Raw genomic sequence first — 17220 nt, 5'->3', positions numbered from 1 at the left:
GGCCGTGGAAGCCTGCGTTGCGTAGGGCTTTAGTTCGGATCCGGGCGGTGGTAAGCGCGGTTGGACGGCTTTGCAGGCGATTGGGTACACTTCCGCGTGCCGTGAGGCCCCGTAGCTCAGCTGGATAGAGCGTCCCCCTCCTAAGGGGAAGGTCGCCCGTTCGAATCGGGCCGGGGTCACCATCCCCGCATCGTGGCTTCGTCCAAGGCGTTCCCCACGGCATCCGTTAGGATGGGGCGGTCATCGCCTCCGGAGAACGCACGTGGTCCGTACCTTCGACGCCATCATCGTGGGCGCCGGCCAGGCCGGTCCAGCCCTGGCCAACCGTCTCACGGGCGCGGGCAAGTCCGTCGCCATCATCGAGCGGCACCTCGTCGGCGGCACCTGCGTGAACACCGGCTGCAAGCCCACGAAGACGCTCGTCGCGAGCGCCTATGCCGCGCGCATCGCCCAGCGCGGCGCCGAGTACGGCGTCGGTGTCGGTGCCGTCACGATCGACATGCCGACGATCGCCGCCCGCGCCCGCAAGGTGATCCTCGACTCGCGCAAAGGCAACGAGACCTGGCTCGGCGGCATGCCGGGCCTCGAGCTGATCCGCGGGCACGCGCGGTTCACCGGCCCGCGGCGGCTCGAAGTCAACGGCGAGACGATCGAGGCAGCGCAGGTGTTCCTCAATGTCGGCGGACGTGCGCGCGTTCCCGATTTTCCGGGGGTCGACGAGGTCGATTACCTGACGAACAGCACGATCATTCCGCTGGAGTCGGTGCCCGAGCATCTGGTGGTCGTGGGCGGTAGCTACATCGGGCTGGAATTCGCGCAGATGTACCGGCGCTTCGGCGCGAAGGTGACGGTGGTGGAACAGGGACCGCGTCTCGTGCAGCGGGAGGACGAGGACGTGTCCGCCGAGATCCGCGCGTTCCTGGAGGAGGAGGGTATCGAGGTGCGCACCGGCGCCTGCTGCATCACCCTGGCGAAACACGTCGACGGCGTCGCCGTGGGCGTCGATTGCACCGAAGGCGCGCCGGTGGTCACCGGTTCGCATGTCCTGCTCGCCGTCGGCCGCGTACCGAACACCGACGATCTCGGACTCGACAGGGCGGGTGTGCAGGTGGACGAGCATGGCTACATCGTCGTGGACGACCATCTCGCGACGACCGCCGACGGTGTCTGGGCGATGGGCGACTGCAACGGCAAGGGCGCGTTCACGCACACGGCGTGGAACGATTACGAGATCGTCGCCGCGAACCTGCTCGACGGCGACGAGCGCAAGGTCAGCGACCGCATTCTCGGCTATGCGCTCTACGTCGACCCGCCGCTGGGTCGCGTCGGAATGACGGAAACCCAGGCACGCGCGAGCGGCCGTCCGCTGCTGGTGTCGAAACGCCCGATGACGCGCGTCGGGCGCGCGGTGGAGAAGGGCGAGACGCACGGGTTCATGAAGATCGTGGCGGATGCGGAGACGAAGCGCATCCTCGGTGCCGCCATCCTCGGTACCGGCGGCGACGAAGCCGTCCACGGCATCCTCGACATGATGAACGCCGACGCGGCGATCGGCACACTGCAGTGGGCCGTGCCGATCCATCCCACGGTGTCCGAGCTGATCCCGACCGTGATCGGCGACCTCAGACCTCCCGCATCACCATGAGGCGGGTTTCGGTCATGTCCTCGATGGCGTAACGCACGCCTTCGCGGCCAATGCCGGACTGTTTGGCACCTCCGTAGGGCATGTTGTCCACGCGGAAGCTCGGCACATCGTTGACGATGACGCCGCCCTGCTCGAGTTCGTCCCAGGCGCGCATCGCGTGCCGCAGGTCGTTCGTGAAAACGCCGGCCTGCAGGCCGAAATCCGAGTCGTTGACCGTGGCGATCGCTTCGTCGAACGTCATGAAGCGCTGCAGGAGCGCGACGGGGCCGAAGGCCTCCATGCGCTGTAGCTTCGCGTCGCGCGGCACGTTCTCGAGCAATGTCGCTTCGAGCATGTTGCGCTTGCGGTGCCCGCCGCACAGGATGCGCGCGCCCGCCTTCTTCGCTTCGGCGATCCATCCCTCGAGCCGCTCGGCCGCGGCCTCATCGATCATCGGGCCGAGGAACGTGGATGTCTTCTTCGGGTCGCCGGCCTTGAGCGCCTTCACCCGCGCGACGAGGCGACGGCGGAGCGCGTCGTAGACGTCGTCGTGCACGAGGATGCGCTGCACGCTGATGCAGCTCTGGCCCGACTGGTAGAACGCGCCGAAGACGAGACGGTCGGCGACCGCATCGAGGCGGTCGTGCTGGTCGGCGTCCACGATGCACGCCGCGTTGCCGCCCAGTTCGAGGGTCACCTTCTTGTAGCCGGCGCGCGCCTTCAGGTCCCATCCGATCAGGCCGCCGGTGAATGACAGCAGCTTGAGGCGCGGATCGGTCACCAGGGGTTCGGCGTGCTTTCCATCGAGGGGAAGGATCGAGAAAGCGCCTTTGGGGAGAGGTGTTTCGGCGAGCACCTCGCCGATGATCAGCGCGCCGAGCGGCGTGCGTTCCGACGGCTTCAGCACGAATGGGCAGCCGGCCGCGATGGCGGGTGCGACCTTGTGCGCCACGAGGTTGAGCGGGAAATTGAACGGCGTGATGAACCCGACGGGACCCAGCGGAACGCGTCGCGTGTAGCCGTGATAGCCGGCGGACCGTTGCGAGAGTTCCAGGTTGAGGGTTTCGCCGTTGATGCGCACCGATTCCTCGGCGGCGATCTTGAAGGTTTCGATGAGACGGGCGACCTCGCCCGCGGCGTCGTTGATCGGCTTGCCGGCTTCGACACAGAGCGCGTAAGCCAGCTCGTCGTGGCGTTCCGTGAAGCGCCGCACGCAATGCTCGAGCACGGCCTGGCGTTCGTAAGGCCGGAAGCGTTTCATCGCCTGCGTCGCGGCATGGGCCGCGGCGATCGCCTTGTCGAGTGCGGCTGCGTCGGGCAGGGCGACGCGTGTCGCGACCTTGCCGGAATACTTGTCGGTCACGTCGAGCTTGCGATTCGACTTCACCGCTTTGTTGGCAAGGTAAAAGGGGTAGCTCTTCGCGAGCATGGCTTCGCCTCGATGTGTCGCGGGAAACCCGAGTATAAGCGTTGGCGGGAGCCAGCCTGCAGGCGCCTTACCTCAGTCCTCGCGGCGAACCCGAATCTCGCCTTCGCCGAGCATCACGCGCAGGCGATCGCCCACGGCGACATCGGTGGCGCGCCGGACAACGGCGTCGCGCTGGTCGAAGACGATGGCGTAGCCGCGCTCGAGCGTGGCGAGCGGGCTCACCGCGTGCATCGTGCGCGCCTGTTGCGCCAGACGCGCACGGTCGCGCTCGATGCGTCGCGCCATGCCGTCCGCGAGCCGCTTGCGCAACTCGGCCAGTCGCAGGTGCGATGGCGTGAGCCGAAGACGTGGATGGTGCGCCCCGAGGCGTGCCTGCAGGCGATCGAGGCTCGCCCGCCGCAGGCGGTTGGACTGGTCGATGCTGAGTTCGAGGCGCCGGCGCAACGAGGCGAGACGCTGTGCGTCGCGCGCGAGGCGTGCCTGGGGGCGCTGCGCGTTCAGCCGTGTCTGCGCCTGATCGGCCCGCTGCGCGGCCGCCTGCAATCGCCGCGACATGACGGTGGCCATGCGCTGGCGCAGCCGGTCGAGGCGGCGTTCGAGGTCGTTGCGATCCGGCACCAGCAGCTCGGCTGCCGCGGAGGGCGTCGCCGCGCGCAGGTCCGCCACGAAATCCGCGATGGTGAAGTCGACCTCGTGGCCGACGGCCGAGACGACAGGAACTGCGCTCGCGTGAATCGCGCGCGCGACCGCCTCGTCGTTGAATGCCCAGAGGTCTTCGAGCGAACCGCCGCCGCGCGTCACGAGCAGCACGTCGTAGCGACCGCTCGCGGAGGCGCTGCGGAGCATCGCGGCGATGAGCGGCGGCGCTTCGCGGCCCTGCACCGGAACGGGGAGTATCTCCACCTCGGCCAGCGGGCAGCGGCGGCCCAGCACACTGATGACGTCGCGGACGGCCGCGCCCGACGGCGAGGTGACGACACCGATACGCGCGGGGAAGGCAGGCAGCTCGCGCTTGCGGTCGGCATCGAAGAGGCCTTCGGCGCCGAGGCGGGCCTTGAGCTGCTCGAATTCGCGTTGCAGGGCGCCTTCGCCGGCCGGCTCCATGTGGTCGGCGACCAGCTGGAACTCGCCGCGTGCTTCGTACAGGCCGACCTTCGCGCGCATCAGCACGTGCATGCCGTCGGTGGGACGGAAACGCAGGCGCGAGGCGGCCGTGCGGAACATGGCGCAACGCACCTGCGCGCTGGCGTCCTTCAGCGTGAAGTAGACATGGCCGGAGGCCGGCCTCGCGACGTTCGACAGTTCGCCTTCGATCCACACGCCCATTGGCAGGGCGTCTTCCAGCAGGTCGCGTACCAGCCGGTTCAGGCCGGACGGCGTGAAGATCTCGCGGCGCGCGCTTTCATCGGAGGCGGACATGGACCGGAGAGGTTAGCACGCCGCGAACGAATGTCGACGGGGCGGTGACTTAGCGGTTCTTCCTGATCGATTCCGTAAGAGTGGCGGCGTCGCTCTGGTGGGAGCCAGCCTGGTGGCGAAGGATGTTGCCCCGAGCCACTTTCGCCCGCAGGCTGGCTCCCACCAGAGCGAAACGTTACATCCGGAACACGCCGAACCGGCCTTGCTCGATGGGCGCGTTGAGCGACGCCGAAATCGCGAGGCCGAGCACGCGACGCGTATCGGCCGGATCGATGATGCCGTCGTCCCAGAGGCGCGCGCTGGCGTAGTAGGGATGTCCCTGCCGCTCGTATTGTTCGCGCACCGGCGCCTTGAACGCTTCTTCGTCCTCGGCGCTCCAGGTGCCGCCGCCGGCTTCGATGCCGTCGCGGCGCACCGTCGCCAGTACCGAGGCCGCCTGCTCGCCACCCATCACGCTGATGCGTGCGTTCGGCCACATCCAGAGGAAACGCGCGCCATAGGCACGGCCACACATCGCGTAGTTGCCGGCGCCGAAGCTGCCGCCGATCACGACGGTGAACTTGGGCACGTGGGAGCACGCGACGGCCGTGACCATCTTCGCGCCGTCCTTCGCGATGCCCCCGTTCTCGTACTTCCGGCCCACCATGAAGCCGGTGATGTTCTGCAGGAACACGAGGGGCACGTTGCGCTGGTTGCACAGTTCGATGAAATGCGCGCCTTTCTGCGCCGACTCGCCGAACAGGATGCCGTTGTTCGCCACGATGCCCACGGGGTAGCCGTGGATGTGCGCGAATCCCGTGACCAGCGTCTTGCCGTAGCGCGCCTTGAACTCGTGGAATTCGGAACCGTCGACCAGTCGCGCGATGACTTCGCGGATGTCGAAGGGGCGGCGGGTGTCTTCGGGGATCACGCCATAGAGTTCGTCGGCGGCGAAGCGCGGCTCGATCGGTTCGCGCACCGCCAGCGGCTGCTTCTTCACCCGGTTGAGCGAGCCGACGATGTCGCGTGCGATCGACAGCGCGTGCGCGTCGTTCTCCGCGTAGTGATCGGCGACGCCGGACACGGACGTATGCACGTCGGCGCCGCCGAGTGCTTCCGCATCCACGATCTCGCCGGTGGCCGCCTTTACCAGCGGCGGACCGCCGAGGAAGATCGTGCCCTGTTCGCGCACGATGATGGTTTCGTCGCTCATCGCCGGCACGTAGGCCCCGCCAGCGGTGCACGAGCCCATCACCACCGCGATCTGCGGGATGCCTTGCGCGCTCATGCGCGCCTGGTTGTAGAAGATGCGACCGAAATGCTCGCGGTCGGGGAAGACTTCGTCCTGCAGCGGCAGGAACGCGCCGCCGGAGTCGACGAGGTAGACGCAGGGCAGGCGATTCTCCATCGCGACTTCCTGCGCGCGGAGGTGCTTTTTCACGGTCATCGGAAAATACGTGCCACCCTTGACCGTGGCATCGTTCGCCAGCACCACCACCTCCTGGCCCATCACGCGGCCGATGCCGGCGATGACGCCCGCGGCCGGTGCCGCCCCGTCGTACATGCCATGCGCGGCGAGCGGTGCGATCTCCAGAAACGGCGATCCCGGATCGAGCAGCGCGCGGATGCGCTCCCGCGGCAGCAGCTTTCCGCGTGCGACGTGCTTTTCGCGAGCCTTCTCGCCGCCGCCTTCGGCGGTCCGGCGGAGGGTGTCGCGCAGTTCGTCGGTCAGACCCCGCAGCCGCTGGCTGGCGGCCTGGAAATCGGCGGAGCGAGTGTCGAGCTGCGAGGTGAGGATAGGCATGAAGTCGGTCGCACGAGGACGAAACGGCCATGATAGCGGGCAGCGACGCCACGAGAACGCTGCGCCGCGACACCAAAAAAAACGGCCACCCGAAGGTGGCCGTCCCGATCCAGCATGCAAGCGCGAGGGCTTACTTCTTGTTGGAATCGTCCGTAGCGCTCTTGGCGTTGTCTGCAGCGTCCTTCGCCTGGTCAGCCGACTTGTCGGCCTGATCGGCAGCGTTGGAAGCGGCATCCTTGGTGGCTTCGGTGCCACCGGCCGTGGAGGCCGAAGCGGCGGCCTGGGCCTGCGAAGCAGCGTCCTTGGCCTGATCGGCGGACTGCTGAGCCTGGTCGGCGGCCTGCGTCGTCGCGGCGTTCTGCGACTGATCGGCAGCCTGCTGGGCCTTGTCGGCCTGCTGCTGCGCGTCTGCGGCCGACTTCTGGGCATCCTGCGCGGAATCCTGCGCGCCGTTGCTGCAAGCTGCCAGAAGCGCGACGAGCGCAGAGGCGAGAAGGGTACGCGTCAAATTCATTATGGTTCTCCTTAGCCGTGGAATGCCGTTAGGCGGGCGTATTAATAGCCTAGTTGATATGACTTAGCCATATACGACGCCATGCGAGCTTCAGGGGGCATTAAAGCCCATCGACATGGCGTGATCGAACAAAAGAACAAGCGTTTTACCTTGTAGACGTCAGGTTCACACCAGTTCGATGGCGATCGCCGTTGCCTCGCCGCCACCGATGCACAGCGCGGCGACACCCCTTTTTGCCCCACGCTCCGTCAACGCATTGAGAAGGGTGACCACGATCCGGGCGCCGCTGGCGCCGATCGGATGGCCCAGCGCGCAGGCGCCGCCGTGCACGTTGACCTTCTCGTGCGGCACGCCCAGTTCGCGCATCACGGCCATCGGCACGACCGCGAACGCCTCGTTGATTTCGAACAGGTCGACGTCGCCGACGGCCCAGCCGGTCTTTTCCAGCAGCTTCGAAATCGCACCCACCGGCGCCGTGGTGAACCACTCCGGCTCGTGAGAATGGGTGGCATGGGCGACGACCCGTGCCAGCGCCTTGACGCCACGGGCCCTGGCCTCGTCGGCCGAAAGCATCACCAGCGCCGCCGCGCCGTCCGAAATCGACGACGAGCTGGCAGCGGTGATCGTGCCGTTCTCCTTGCGGAACGCGGCGCGCAGCGTGGGGATCTTCGCGGTGTCGGAACGGCCCGGCTGCTCGTCTTCGACGAAGTCCTGCGCGCCCTTGCGGCCCTGCACGGTGACGGGAACGATCTCGTTGGCGAATGCGTTCGCCTTTTGCGCGGCCTGCGCGCGCTCGACCGACGCGATGGCGAAGGCGTCCTGCTCTTCGCGGGTGAAGTGATACTTGTCGGCGCACTGCTCGCCGAAGATGCCCATGGCCTTGCCATCGTACGGATTGGTCAGGCCGTCCCACGCCATGTGGTCGACGAGCTGCCCGTCGCCGTAACGGATGCCCGTGCGCGCATTGACCATGTGCGGGGCGTTGGTCATCGACTCCATGCCGCCGGCGACGACGACGGTCGCCGAGCCGGCCTTGATCAGGTCGTGCGCGAGCATCATGGCCTTCATGCCGGAACCGCACACCTTATTGATGGTGGTGCAGCCGGCGGAGGTCGGCAGGCCGGCCTCGAGCGACGCCTGACGCGCGGGCGCCTGGCCGAGGTTGGCCGGCAGCACGCAGCCCATGATCACTTCGCTGACGTCGGCCGGGGCGATGCCGGACTGCTCGAGCGCGGCCTTGATGGCGATGGAGCCGAGCTTCGGCGTGGGGACGCCGGTGAACTGGCCGAGGAAGGAACCGATGGCGGTGCGCTTGGCACCGGCGATGACGATGTCGGACATGGTGACTCCGTAATGCTCGCAGAGGCCGCCTTATCGGGCGGAAAACCGTTCGAGTATCGCAGTGGGGCCGGGGCGGGAGCAATCTGCGGCGCGGCAAGGCCTGCGGCCGCGCGGCGTGCCACAACCGGGCAGGTATGGCAGGATCTTGCGAGGGGTGCCGGCGCGCAGGCGTCGGCCGACATTGACGTCGCAAGGGGAAAAGCATGAAGGCAGCGGTCTTTCCGCGGCAGCGAGAGCTGGCGCTGGCGGTTTGTGTGTGTCTCGGCCTGACCGCGTGTGGTGGTGGCGGGGGCGGCACGAAGGGTGGCGGAGGCGCGGGTGGCGTGGTTTCGCCGCCACCGGCCGTTACCAACCCACCGCCCGCCACGCCGCCGCCCGATCCGTCGTTGAATGCGCACCTCATCGTGACGCACGCGGATGTCGCACAGGCGGCAGGGCTCACCGGCGCCGGCCAGACGGTCACGATCTACGACACCGGCGTCGATGCGACGCATCCGGCGCTGGCCGGGAAGGTGGCATTCCAGACATCGCTGGTGGACCCGTCGACCAACGACACGAGCAAGGGCGACGTGTCTGGCCATGGCACGGCGGTCGCGCAGATCGTCGCGGGACTCGCGCTGGGCGACTTCGGCGGCGGCATCGCGCCGGGCGCGCAGATCCAGTCCGCACGCATCGTCCCGGACAAGGCGCCGGTCGGCCTGCCGACGGCGGCGGTCACGCCGGCAGCGCTCCAGGCTATGAAGAACGCGGCCGGTTCCGGCCTGAACTCGCGCGTGAACGTCCACTCCTGGGGTGGCGCCGACGAACCGGGACGGGCATCGCTGCCGCGCAGGTCGGCGCCGCTGCCGCGCTCGTGATCCAGGCGTTTCCCGACAGCAATTACGACACGCTCCGGCAGATCCTTCTGTCGACGGCGGACGACCTCGGCGCGCCGGGCATCGATTCCGTATTCGGTAACGGGCGGCTCAATATCGGGCGAGCCATCCGCGGTCCCGCGAGCATCGACGACGAACTGCTCGACCTCTCTGCGACCAGCGGGCCATCGGTGACGTATCGCAACGACATTGGAGGCAACGGCGCGCTTCGCCTGAGGACCTATGGCGACAACACCATCACGCTCGCGGGCCACAACACCTATAAAGGGCGGACGAGCGTCTATGGCAACGTCGAAAGCCTTTACGGCTTCCCAGGCGATCTGGCCAACGAGGGCCGGACCGTCACGCACGGCGACATCGGCGGCACGGTATGGGTCGACCGCGAGCTCGTCACCGGCGACAAACCCATACGGGTCGGCAAGGATTACTGGCAGCTCGAGGATTACGGTCAGCTCACGGTGAAGCTCGGTGCGCCGGTCACGGTCGCGGGGACCGCGCATCTCGCCGGTGACCTCACGATCGCCGGCGCCGTGCCGGGCTACGTCACGACGTCGCATCAGACGGTCCTGCAGGCTGGCGCCATCGACGGTGCGTTCCAGACGATGACCCTGGGCACCGGCGTGCTGCTGTCGTCGACGTTGCAGTACACGCCGACGGAGGTGTGGCTGGACACGCGTACGCTGAGCGTGTCGAACGTCGCCACCACGACCATGCAGCAATCGGTGGCCGCGCAATCCTCGGCGCGTCGCCTCGATGGCGCCTTTGCGCAAATCGACGCCAGCCTCATCGACCCGGCGTCCACGCCGTCGGTGGAAGCGTTGTCGATGCTCGTCGCCGCCGGCAACATCCAGCAGTCGCGGGATGTCGCCGTGGCGCAGCGGTCACTCGAGTCGCTCTCGGGTCAGCTCTACGCGGCCAGCACCGCCGTCACCCTGGCGGGCATCGACGCGGGCAACGATGCGCTCGTCGCGCACCTCGACGCGCCGCCGGCCTCCGGTGCATGGACGGGATCGCTCGGGTCGCAGGGAAGTCTCGGCCGCAGTGGATTTGGCAGCGTCGGTTTCAGTCTTGGCGGCAGTCTCGTCGGTGTGGATGTCCCTGTCGGGCAGGCCGGGTTCACGGGTCTCGCGATCGGGCAGTCGCGAAGCAACGGGCAGCTCTCTGGCACCTTCGACCGGCAGCGCAGCCGCGCGACCGAAGGCACGCTCTATGCCGGGACCCGGGGCGATCGCTGGTACGGCGTGGGCCGATTCGGCGTAGGCAGCTACCGAGGCGACGTACGTCGCCTGCTGCGCTTCGGTGACCAGGCGACGCTCGCCGGCAGCGAGGCGAACGGGCGATACAACGTCGCCTATGGCGAAATGGGGTACCGCACGCAGATGGGAGCCTTCCTGGTGACACCGTTCGCCAGCGCGCAGTTCGCGAGCATCCGGCGCGCGGGCTTCGAGGAACTGGGTGGCAGCGGCTTCGGGCTCCGTGCCAATGGACAGACGACCTCGCGGTGGCAGGCTGGACTCGGCGTACGGGCCGGTGCCAGCTGGCTCACGACGCTCGGCACCGTGCGGCTGGACGGCAAGCTGAGCTGGCAGGGCGCCTTCGCCACCCGCGGCGAGGCGTTTTCGGCGCGTTACAACGCTTTCGCCCAATGGGCGCCCGTCGAAGGCATCGGTCTTTCGCGGCACGCGACGACCACCGGCGTGACACTCGCATGGGACGTGAGTACCCGTAGCCAGCTGGGGCTCGATGTCGACCAGCGCTTCGCGGATCGGGACCGGTCCCGATCGGCTCGGGTGAATTACCGTCTGGCCTGGTAAGAAAGGCACGACCGGCCCGCGCGGGCCGGCCGTGCGCCAGCGCACATTCCACCGATGTCGTTGATATTTATGCCTGGATCTTGTGGCACCATCGGCCACAGGGTGTGCCCACGGACCGCGGGCACGGACATTGATGTCGGGACCAGGGGAACAAAATGAATACGGTGCAATTGCCGCGTCGGCGCGAACTCGCGCTTGCCATCTGCGTGAGCGTCGGACTGACCGCCTGCGGTGGCGGCGGTGGTGGTAGCGGTATCCGCAGTTCGAACATTCCGGGGGGCTCCGTCCCGTCGAACAACCTCCCCAGCGACGCCAATACCAACTTCAACATCCCGAAGACGCCTTCGACCGGCGCCTCGATCAAGCAGCCGCCGGTGGACGTGCAGATCGTCGCGACCAACGTGAAGCCGGCGCACGATGCCGGGTTCACGGGCAAGGGCGTCACGATCGGTATCGCCGATTCGGGCATCAACGCGAACAACCCGGCGCTTGCCGGCCGCGTCGGCCCCCAATTCAATTACGTCGATCCCGCCGCGAACAATCTCGCCGTGGGCGACGTGCTCGGTCACGGCACGTTCGTCGCGGAGGTCGCGGCGGGGCGACCGGTCGGCAACTTCGTGGGCGGCGTGGCACCCGATGCCAACCTGGTCTCGGCGCGCATCATCGCGGACAAGGAACCGAAGGACGACGGTTCCGGCAAGGGCAACAAGGTCACCTCGTCAGATCCGCTCGGCGACGTGAACGACAAGCTGCGCGCCGCCGGCGCCACGATCATCAACAACTCGTGGGGCGGCATCTACTGGGACGAAACTGACAAGGATACGAGCGACACTTTCGGCGACGCGTATCTCGCCGCCCGGTTCGGTTACTCGCTCTTCGTCTTCGCGGCGGGTAACGAAGGAAAATCAGATCCTTCGACGATCGCCAAACTGCCGAGCCTCGTGTCGAACCTCGAGCAAGGCTGGCTCACCGTGGTCGCGCTCGACAGCGACAACACGAGTCAGATCGCGTCGTATTCGAATCGTTGCGGCGTGGCGAAGAACTACTGCCTGGCCGCCCCGGGCACCATTATCGTGACCGCGCCCGATGCGACCGCCGACAAGATCTCGCATGTCTATGGTGCCGGCACGTCGTTCGCCGCGCCGCAGGTATCGGGTGCCGCTGCGGTCGTGGCACAGGCGTTCCCGGGTCTCAGCCTCAACGGCGTAAGGACCGTGTTGCTCGGAACGGCGGACGATCTCGGCGATCCTGGCCCGGATGCAGTCTACGGCTACGGGCGCCTCAACGTGGGTCGCGCGATCCGTGGTCCGGCGAAGCTCGACTGGGGCCTGTTCGAAGCGAGCTTCTACGGTCGTAACGGCGAGTTCGCGAACGACATCTCCGGTGCCGGCGGGCTCAGCGTGTACGGCGATTCGAAACTGACACTGAGCGGTACGAACACCTATACCGGCCTCACCTCCGTGAGCTCGAGTCTCACCCTCGAGACGATGCACGGCATCCCTGGCGCCTTGTCCGTCGGTAGCTCGGCGCGCGCGATCGTGCACGGCGACATCGGCGGCGACACAAGCGTATCGTCCATCCTGCAGACGACCGAGACATCGACGCACATCACGGGTAACTATCTGCAGACGCCAACCGGCCGACTGTCGCAACTGCTCGGTGCGCCGCTCATCGTCAGCGGTACCGCGCAGCTTGCCGGCAACTTCTATGTCGCCGGCGCGATCCCGGGCTATGTACCCACGACACACCAGCAGGTTCTGACGGCACAGTCGATCTCGGGCAAGTTCACTTCGACGACGCTCGCAGCCGGCGTGTTCCTCAATGCCACGTTGCAGTACCTGCCGTCCGAAGTCTGGATCGACACCTCCACCCTCAGCGTGACCCAGGTCGCCAGCAATTCGATGAGCCAGTCCGCCGCCGCGCAGTCGTCCGCGCAGCGACTGGACGGCGCGTTCCAGCAGATCGAGCGCAGCCTCGCCGATCCCACGAACAATGGTTCGTCGTTCGCGACGGGCACGCTGCTCGCCGCCGGCGGCATCCAGCAGTCGGCTGACACGAAGGTGGCGCAGGCATCGCTCGAATCGCTCTCGGGCCAGCTCTACGCAGCGAGCACCGCAGTGACGCTGGCGGGTATCGAGGCCGGCAACGACGCCCTGATCGGGCACCTGGACAAGGACGGGGCTGGCGGTGCGTGGATGCAGTCGCTGAACGGGCAGGGTGGTCTCAGCCGCTCCGGCTTCGGCAGCGTCGGTTTCAACCTCGCCGGCGGGCTGGCGGGTAACGATATCCGCATCGGCGCCAACGGTTTCGCGGGCGTCGCGTTCGCGCAGATGCAGAGCAACGGGCAGCTGTCGGGGAATTTCGATCGCCAGCGCAGCCGCTCGACGGAAAGCATGCTCTACGCGGGTTCGCGCGGCGCCAACTGGTACGGCGTCGGTCGTCTCGGCTTCGGCACGTTCCGTGGTACCACGCAGCGCCTGCTGCGATTCGGCGACCAGGCGTCGTTCGCCGGCGGCGACAACACGGGGCATTACAACGCCGCTTACGGTGAAGTCGGCTATCGCACGACCGCGGGCGCGTTCTCGCTCACGCCGTTCGCTAACGTGGAATACGCCAGCATCCGTCGCGACGGCTTCCAGGAACTCGGCGGCCAGGGCTTCGGCCTCAGTGCCAACGGCCAGACGACGTCGCGCTGGCAGGCCGGTTTCGGCCTTCGCGCGGGGGCCTCGTGGCTGACCAACGTCGGCAAGCTGCACCTCGACGCCAAGCTGGGCTGGCAGAATGCCTTCGCCACGAAGGGCGAGGTGTTCTCAGCGCGCTACAACGGCATCGCGCAGTGGGCGCCGGTCGACGGCATCGGCCTCTCGCGCCGCGCTGGCGTGGCGGGCATGACCCTCGGCTGGGACATGAGCGAGCGTACGCAGATCGGCGTCGATGTCGATCAGCGCTTCGCCGATCGGGATCACTCGCGCTCGGCGAGTGCGACGTTCCGGATGACGTGGTAAACGAAAAAGGGCCCCTCGGGGCCCTTTTTCTTTCGATGCTTTCGCCTTACGACTTGCCGTGGAACAGCTCGCGGCCGATCAGCATGCGGCGGATTTCATTGGTGCCGGCACCGATCTCGTAGAGCTTCGCGTCGCGTAGCAGGCGGCCCGCCGGGAACTCGTTGATGTAGCCGTTGCCGCCGAGCGCCTGAATCGCTTCCAGCGCGACCTTCACGGCGTTCGTCGACGCGTTGAGCAGGCAGGCGGCCGGATCGATGCGCGACTTCACGCCATTGTCGAACTGCTGCGCCACCATGTAGGCGAAACCGCGCGACGACTGCAGCGCGGTGTACATGTCGGCGACCTTGGCCTGCATCATGCCGAACGTGCCGATCGGCGCATTAAACTGTTTGCGCTCGCGCACGTAGGGAAGCACGAGGTCCATCGCCGACTGCATGATGCCGATCGGGCCGCCCGAGAGCACGAGGCGCTCGGTATCGAGGCCACCCATGAGCACGCGCACGCCTTCGTTCACCTCGCCGACGATGTTTTCCGCCGGGATCTCGCAGTTGTCGAAGACCAGCTCGCAGGTGTTCGAGCCGCGCATGCCGAGCTTGTCGAGCTTCTGGGCCGTGGAGAAACCCTTCATGCCTTTTTCGACGATGAAGGCGGTCATGCAGCGACTGCCGGCCGGGCGAGGCGCGGTGCGCATGTAGACCAGCAGCACGTCGGCGTCGGGGCCGTTGGTGATCCACATCTTGGTGCCGTTGGCGACCCAGACGTCGCCCTTCTGCTCGGCGTGGCAGCTCATCGAGCCGACGACGTCGGAGCCGGCCCCGGGCTCGCTCATCGCGAGCGCGCCCACCCACTCGCCGCTGGCGAGTTTCGGGAGGTACTTCCGGCGCTGTGCGTCGTTGCCGTTGTGGTAGATGTTCTGCACGCACAGATTGGAATGCGCGCCGTACGACAGGCCGACCGAGGCCGACGCGCGCGAGATCTCTTCCATGGCGACCATGTGCGCGAGGAAGCCGAGGCCGGAGCCGCCGTATTCCTCGGGGATGGTGACACCCAGCAGCCCCATCTCGCCGAACTTGCGCCAGAGGTCTTCCGGAAACACGTTTTCGCGGTCGATGCGGTCGGCGCGCGGCGCGATTTCCTTCTCGGCGAAGGCGTGGACGCTTTCGCGCAGGAGGTCGAGGTCTTCACCGAGGGAAAACGGGCGCATGCAAGCAACTCCGGGGGTAAGCGTTGAAAAAGCTACCCATCGTAGCGTGCGGACACCGTCAAGCCACGGCGCGACGCAGCAATCCGGGGCGTCCCTAGATGGGCGGCAGGGCCGCGATGCGGTCGTGCACCGCGGCCAGCAGGCGGTACTGGCCGCGTACGAGCCGGAGCGCGTCGGATGTCTCGCCGTCGTCGAACGGATCGCGCAGGGTGCCGATGAGACGCTCGGCGGTCCCGGCGCGGACGTGCTCCGCGAGGGCGTCGAACCGGTGAGCCAGGTCGGTCGCCTGCCCAAGGGCGAGGCGCGCGTCGTCCGCCGGCAATGCCTGCCGATGGGAGCCCAGGGTCGACAGATGGGACAGGCCGGCCTGCAGGGCGGAGACCAGGCGCAGCGCCTGTTCGCCGCGTGCCGGCGGATGGCCCGGTTCGGCCAGCAGTTCGGTCACGTTGCCTGCGACGGCCGCCTGCGCCGCATGCGCGTCGCGCCGCGCGATGCGATACGGAAGGTCGTCCCGCTTGCCGGTCGCGTACTGGGCCGCGATCGCCTGCAGGTAGCGCGCATACGCGAGCAGCGCGTCCGCCACGATCTCGTCGAGTCGACGGACGCGCCAGTCGGGTAGCACGAACCGGATCACCACGACGGCGACGAAGGCCCCGAGCAGGGTATCCAGTAGCCGTGGGCCGATGGCCTCGTAGCCGGCACCGACGAGATCGAAGCAAAGCACCACGAACAGCGTGATGACCGCGGTCGCCTGCGCGTACCGGCGCAGACGGAACGCGAAGAACGCGGCGCCCGAGGCGACGATCGCGGGCAGTCGCCAGTCGCCGCCGGGCAGCAGGCGGAGCATCGCCCATCCGGCGACGAGGCCGACGACGGTTCCGGCGATCCGCTGCACGGTGCGACGGCGCGTGGCCCCATAGCCCGGCTGGCAGACGAATAGGGTGGTCAGAAGGATCCAGTAGCCATGGCTGGGATGTAGCAGCTGCATGAGCACGTAGCCGCCGAGCATGCCGGTGGCGAGCCGCACCGCATGGCGGAAGTGCATGGACCGGCGGTTCAGGCGCACGCGGATGCGCGCGAACGCCTCGCGCAAGGAATCCGGCTCGTTGTCCTGCAGGGCATTGTCGGCCTCCGCGCTCAGGCTTCCCTCGTTGCCGATGGCATCCTGCAGCGCGGCCATGTTCGCGAGGAGCGCGCTCAGCGCATCGTCGAGTGCCGGGTTCGGGTCGCGGTGGCGACGCTCCCAGGCGATCGCGTCGCGCACGTCGTCGAGCGCGCCGCGAGGCGGGGCGATGGGTGCGAGTGGTCTGCCGTTCCGGATGGCATCGGCGCGCGCGCGGCATGCGACCGCCTGCTGGCGGAGCAGGAGGCCGAAACGGAACATCACGTCGCTGTGGTAGAGCGCGTCGGCGAGTTCGTCGTAGGGATGATGCGAGGAACTCACGCGTTCGTGGATGTCCTGCGCCACGAAGAACATCGCCAGTCGCGCCGCCGATCGCCCGCGCGGCTGGCGGCGTCCGATCCGGTCGAGCAGCGCGACACGTGCCGCCGCCAGTGCGTCCACGGTGTCGCGATGATGGCGCGAGAACGCGATCGCGAGCGCGTCGCGATCGATCCCGCGCACCGGTTCGAACAGCGCGGCGCGCGCTTCCATCAGGGCGGCGAGCGACGTGAACAGGCGTGCGAGTGCATGGCGCACGGCGCGCTGCGGTGCGAGCGCGCTCCAGAGCAGCGAGAGCAGGCCGTACCACGCCGCACCGCACAGCAGTGCTTCGGTGTCGCGCCAGTCCGGCGACGCGGGCCTCACGGCGTCCGACGCGATCATCGTGTACAAGGAGAGAATCAGCGTCGCCGTGGCGATGGTCGCGTAGCGTCCGCTGGCCGCGCCGAGCATCACGAGTACGAAAGTGCCCGTCGCGAGCACCACGGCGAACAGCGGCGGCGTGTCGATCGACGCCTTCACCACGACCGCGGCGGCGGCGAAGCAGATCAGCGTGACGACGAGTCCACGGAGGCGGCCCCACCACGCGTCTTCCGTTTCGGCGAGGGCGCACGCGATCGCACCCAGTAGCGCGGGCACGAGCGCCTGGCCCGTTCCCCTCGCCGCGCACCACACGACGATGCCGCCGAGCGCGAGGCACACGCGCACGACATCGGCGAAGCGGTCGGATTGGACGAGCGTGCGCAGGGACGGCATCGGTGCAGCTTAACC

Annotated in this window: 11 protein-coding genes and 1 tRNA gene; 5 read left to right on the top strand and 7 right to left on the bottom strand. The window is 67.8% G+C overall.

From position 1 onward, the window contains the following. Positions 1-105 precede the first annotated feature (105 nt). Together BMX32_RS01470 and BMX32_RS01465 are read left to right on the top strand one after the other, a co-directional pair. Positions 106-182 (top strand) — tRNA-Arg (locus tag BMX32_RS01470). Between the two features lie 80 nt (positions 183-262). Then, positions 263-1645, top strand: coding sequence for an FAD-containing oxidoreductase (locus BMX32_RS01465; protein ID WP_089974047.1), 1383 nt, complete (start codon positions 263-265; stop codon positions 1643-1645). Here BMX32_RS01465 and BMX32_RS01460 read toward each other — a convergent pair. The 5 genes from BMX32_RS01460 to BMX32_RS01440 form a co-directional block, all read right to left on the bottom strand. Further along, complete coding sequence (locus BMX32_RS01460) at positions 1623-3053, bottom strand: aldehyde dehydrogenase family protein (RefSeq protein WP_089974046.1); 1431 nt, start codon at positions 3051-3053, stop codon at positions 1623-1625. The two genes, BMX32_RS01465 and BMX32_RS01460, sit on opposite strands and share 23 nt — an antisense overlap. 72 nt (positions 3054-3125) lie before the next feature. Further along, positions 3126-4472: an exodeoxyribonuclease VII large subunit gene (xseA, locus tag BMX32_RS01455; protein WP_089974045.1), complete on the bottom strand. Its 1347-nt coding sequence runs from the start codon at positions 4470-4472 to the stop codon at positions 3126-3128. Positions 4473-4647: 175 nt separating this feature from the next. Continuing rightward, positions 4648-6255, bottom strand: coding sequence for a carboxyl transferase domain-containing protein (locus BMX32_RS01450; RefSeq protein ID WP_089974044.1), 1608 nt, complete (start codon positions 6253-6255; stop codon positions 4648-4650). Positions 6256-6385: 130 nt separating this feature from the next. Beyond that, on the bottom strand, positions 6386-6769 hold the full coding sequence (locus BMX32_RS01445; RefSeq protein WP_089974043.1) for a hypothetical protein: 384 nt from the start codon (positions 6767-6769) through the stop codon (positions 6386-6388). Positions 6770-6934: 165 nt separating this feature from the next. Continuing rightward, entirely contained in the window at positions 6935-8110 is a 1176-nt protein-coding gene (locus BMX32_RS01440) for an acetyl-CoA C-acyltransferase (RefSeq protein ID WP_089974042.1), read from the bottom strand. Positions 8111-8313: 203 nt separating this feature from the next. On the opposite strand from BMX32_RS01440, the gene BMX32_RS18855 reads away from it, so the two are divergent. The 3 genes from BMX32_RS18855 to BMX32_RS01425 all read left to right on the top strand — a co-directional run bounded on the left by BMX32_RS18855 (position 8314) and on the right by BMX32_RS01425 (position 13804). Continuing rightward, positions 8314-8967 (top strand): S8 family serine peptidase, encoded by a 654-nt coding sequence (locus BMX32_RS18855; RefSeq protein ID WP_089974041.1) that lies wholly within the window; start codon positions 8314-8316, stop codon positions 8965-8967. Next, the gene (locus BMX32_RS01430; protein ID WP_089974040.1) at positions 8964-10799 is read left to right on the top strand and encodes an autotransporter family protein; all 1836 of its coding nucleotides are present in this window, start codon (positions 8964-8966) and stop codon (positions 10797-10799) included. The genes BMX32_RS18855 and BMX32_RS01430 overlap by 4 nt, the downstream gene beginning before the upstream one ends. 155 nt (positions 10800-10954) lie before the next feature. Then, positions 10955-13804, top strand: a complete 2850-nt coding sequence (locus tag BMX32_RS01425; protein WP_089974039.1) for a S8 family serine peptidase — start codon at positions 10955-10957, stop codon at positions 13802-13804. Positions 13805-13850: 46 nt separating this feature from the next. On the opposite strand, the gene BMX32_RS01420 is transcribed toward BMX32_RS01425, so the two are convergent. Both BMX32_RS01420 and yccS read right to left on the bottom strand, forming a co-directional pair. Continuing rightward, positions 13851-15008 (bottom strand): isovaleryl-CoA dehydrogenase, encoded by a 1158-nt coding sequence (locus BMX32_RS01420; RefSeq protein WP_089974038.1) that lies wholly within the window; start codon positions 15006-15008, stop codon positions 13851-13853. Positions 15009-15102: 94 nt separating this feature from the next. Next, positions 15103-17205 (bottom strand): YccS family putative transporter, encoded by a 2103-nt coding sequence (gene yccS / locus BMX32_RS01415; RefSeq protein WP_089974037.1) that lies wholly within the window; start codon positions 17203-17205, stop codon positions 15103-15105. Positions 17206-17220: the final 15 nt, after the last annotated feature.

Source organism: Luteibacter sp. UNCMF331Sha3.1 (assembly GCF_900109915.1).
GTDB lineage: Bacteria > Pseudomonadota > Gammaproteobacteria > Xanthomonadales > Rhodanobacteraceae > Luteibacter.
The sequence above is the reverse complement of the archived record's forward strand: the minus strand, read 5'-3'. Positions and strand labels throughout refer to the sequence as shown.